The sequence below is a fragment of the Halorubrum sp. AJ67 genome (assembly GCF_000513435.1).
The window spans coordinates 207,741-211,110 of record NZ_CBVY010000005.1 but is presented as its reverse complement, the minus strand read 5'-3'; the positions used below and the strand labels follow the sequence as shown (position 1 = coordinate 211,110).

The following is a 3,370-nucleotide window of genomic DNA, read 5'->3' as shown; positions in this document are numbered from 1 at the left end:
CTCGAACAGCGGCGGGAAGAGGTAGCGGACGAACTTCCCGAGGAACCAGACGAGCGAGACGAGGACCAAGGCGTCGTACTCGCCGATCCGGTCGCGGTCCATCGCCAAGCCGTAGCCCGGTCATCCGTATAAAGGGCCTGAAGCGCTCGGTGGCTGCCGGTAGGGATCGATCCGGTCAGCTCGGTGTTCCGCGGTGGCGCGCGCCTCCGAGCGCCCTTTTAAGGGCGCGAGGAGCGTCGCGCGAGGGAGTCGGCCGACGGAGCGAAGCGACGGCGGCCGACGAGGCTGGGGAGGTGTGAGGCTGCGGTGCTGTGCGGTGCGGGGTGGGAATCGAAGGGGCAGCCGGGAGGCGGGCGCAGGCGACGTAAGCACCGCAGGAGCGAACAAAGTGAGCGACGAGGAGCACAACGAGCGTGCGCCCGCCTCCCGGCTGGGGCTTCGGAGTGGTTCGTATCGATCTGTGATCTATTAGCGACTCCAACATCGTACGGCCGAGCGGCTGGGGCTTCGGTGGTGTTGTCTGCCGATCTGCCGGCGACTGTTTATAAGTAAACGACCGGAGCTTTGAAAGAGTTCACCGTCGCCCTCGGGCCACACATTGTAAATGAATAATCAGTTCGCAGACGAGATCCTATTTAAAACGGCCCTTTCCCGCCGCCCATCATGTCGCCGAGACCGCCGCCGCCCTCGCCGCCCATCTTCTTCATCATGCGCTGCATGTCGCCCTCGCCCATCCCCTGGAACTGGCCGATCGTCTCCTCCATCATCGAGTGCTGCTCTAAGAGCTGCTGGATCGTCTCCTCGTCGGTGCCGGAGCCGCGGGCGATGCGTTCGACGCGGGACTGGCCGATGACGCGGGGGTTCTCAAGCTCTTCCTCGGTCATCGAGTCCATGATGCGCTCGAACCGGCGCATCCGGTCTTGGGTCACGTCCATCGCGTCGTCGGGTAGCTCGTCCATCATCCCGCCGCCGAGTCCGGGGATCATGTCCATCACCTGATCGAGCGGCCCCATCTTGTTCATCGCGTCCATCTGGCGTTTCATGTCCTTCAGGGTGAACTCTCCCTGAAGCATGTCCTCGGGGTCCCAGTCGTCGTCCTCCTCTTGGGTCTCCTGCATCGCGCGCTCGACGCGCTCGGAGAGCTGCTTCAGGTCGCCCATCCCGAGCAGCCGGGAGATGAACCCGGACGGCTCGAAGCGCTCGATGTCCTGAACCGTCTCGCCGGTACCGAGGAAGGCGATAGAGGAGTCGGTCTCGTTGACCGCGGTCAGCGCGCCCCCACCCTTCGCGGTCCCGTCGAGTTTGGTGATCATCACGCCCTCGATGCCGATCGACGCCTCGAACTGGCGGGCCTGCTCTTTCGCGCCCTGCCCGATCGCGGCGTCCAAGACGAGCAGCGAGCGGTCGGGGTCGACGACGCCCTCGATCTCTTCGATCTCGTCGATGAGGTCGTCTTCGAGCGCGTGGCGACCCGCCGTGTCGACGATGTGGACGTCGGCGTCCGCGGTCTCCTCCAGTCCGGTCCGCGCGATGTCGACCGGGTCGTCGTTGTCGGGGTCCCCGTAGAACTCGACCTCGGCGCGCTCGCACATCTGTTTCGCCTGATCGTACGCGCCCGGCCGGAACGTGTCGGTCTGGATGACCGCGGGGCGGAGCCCCTTCTTCGAGAACCACCACGCCATCTTCGCGGCGGAGGTGGTCTTCCCGGACCCCTGAAGCCCGGCCAGCAGGATCGTCTGGTTTTCTAAGGGGAGTTCGGTGGAGTCGCCGACCAGCTCGACCATCTCCTCGTAGACGATCCGGAGGACGTGGTCTTTCGCGGTCGTGCCGCCCGGCGGCTCCTCTTCGAGCGCGCGGGACTTGATCGAGTCCGACAGCTCCATCACGAGGGAGACGTCGACGTCGGCGGACAGCAACGAGCGCTGGATCTCCTTGACGATCTCCTCGACGTCGCTCTCGGAGAGTCGGGACTTCCCTTGGAGCTTGTCGAGGCTGCTCCGCAGGGACGTACCGAGGTCGTCGAGTACCATTTGCCGGAGATAGGCGGGCGACGCGGTAAAGCTTTGTTCGTCGGCGGGCGCGGAATACGTCACTGCTCGCGGGCCGACGGCGAACACCGACAAAGCCCCAGCCGGGAAGACGACTTACGCTCGCTGTCGTTCGAAAGGCGCTTCGCGCCTTTCGTGATGACGAGAGAGCTTCGCTCTCTCGAACCACGCTCCTCAGTCGCTCGTTTCACTCGCTCCGCGCGGTGTCGCCTAAGTCGTCTTCCCGGCTGCCCCTTTGAGTCCCACCCCGCACGGCACCACCCCGCACCTCACACCTCCCCAGCCTCGTCGCTCGCTCCGGGCTCCCTTCGGTCGCCCAGTCGCTCGCGACTCCCTCGCGCGTGCGACTCACACCCTTCGGGTGCTCGTCGGCACGCGCCACTGCTGGGGGAGTCATCCTCTACGAGTCGCGCTCGTGTCCCGACTGGACGACTGACCGCGACCCGTTGGCCTCAGATCTCTTCGGCGATGTACCGCTCGATGCGGGCCACGAGCTCCGGGCGAAACGTCCAGAAGCCGTCCCAGACGTTCGGCTCGTCTTCGAGCGCGAGCAGCGCGACGTGGTCTCCGTCGCCGCCGTCGGGAGGCGTGAACACGACGAACCACGAGCGTCGGTACGGGTAGGAGGTCCCGGAGTGAACGGTCACCGGAAGCGTCGACAGCGACTCCACGTCGCCGACGCCGTAGACGTGGACGTCGACGTCGGTTCCGGCGACGCGCTCGTACACCGACCGGGTGCCGCGCTCGTCGTCGATCCGCGAGAGCCGCTGGAAGGAGGCTCGCAGCGTTCCGTCGCCGTGTTCGGCCGCGATTCGCTCTATCACCCGCGAGATGATGATCAACAGGAGTTTCTCCTTGTTCGAGGCGGGGTAGCTGCGGACCCGAAACGGGACCTCGTCCAGCCCTCGGAACACGTCCGGGAGCGCGACGTCGTCGAGCTCGATCGCGCCGGTCTTGTACAGGTCGGAGTTGATGAGCAGCACCGATTCGAGCAGTTCGTCGAGCGACGACCGAGCGATCACCGTCCCGTTCTCGACCAACGCGACCACGTCGTCGTCACCCGCGTCGTCGGAAACCGCCTCGCTGATGGAAACGGACTGCCCGTCGAGCAGCGAGTCGAGCAGCCCGAGAACCGGGTCGGGAGACGATCGGTTCAGGAGAACGAGGTGCCGGTCGGGCGACTCGAGCTCGTCGAAGAACGAGCGAAGCGATTCAGCCATGCGAACAACTCCGGCCGAACGCGACAAAGAGCTTACTCACGGCCGCGCCCGCCGACGAGCCGCGCGCCCGCGGCGTCGACCCGACACGCCTCCGGGCCGTAC

The 3,370-nt window shown here is 65.9% G+C and carries 2 protein-coding genes; both read right to left on the bottom strand.

The window, feature by feature from the left end; genetic code table 11:
* Positions 1 to 635 precede the first annotated feature (635 nt).
* Entirely contained in the window at positions 636 to 2,030 is a 1,395-nt protein-coding gene (locus tag BN903_RS07130; protein ID WP_048077069.1) for a signal recognition particle protein Srp54, read from the bottom strand.
* A gap of 470 nt (positions 2,031 to 2,500) precedes the next feature.
* A complete protein-coding gene (locus BN903_RS07125) occupies positions 2,501 to 3,268 on the bottom strand; it encodes a DICT sensory domain-containing protein (RefSeq protein ID WP_048077068.1) in 768 nt (255 codons plus the stop codon).
* Between the last annotated feature and the right edge of the window lie 102 nt (positions 3,269 to 3,370).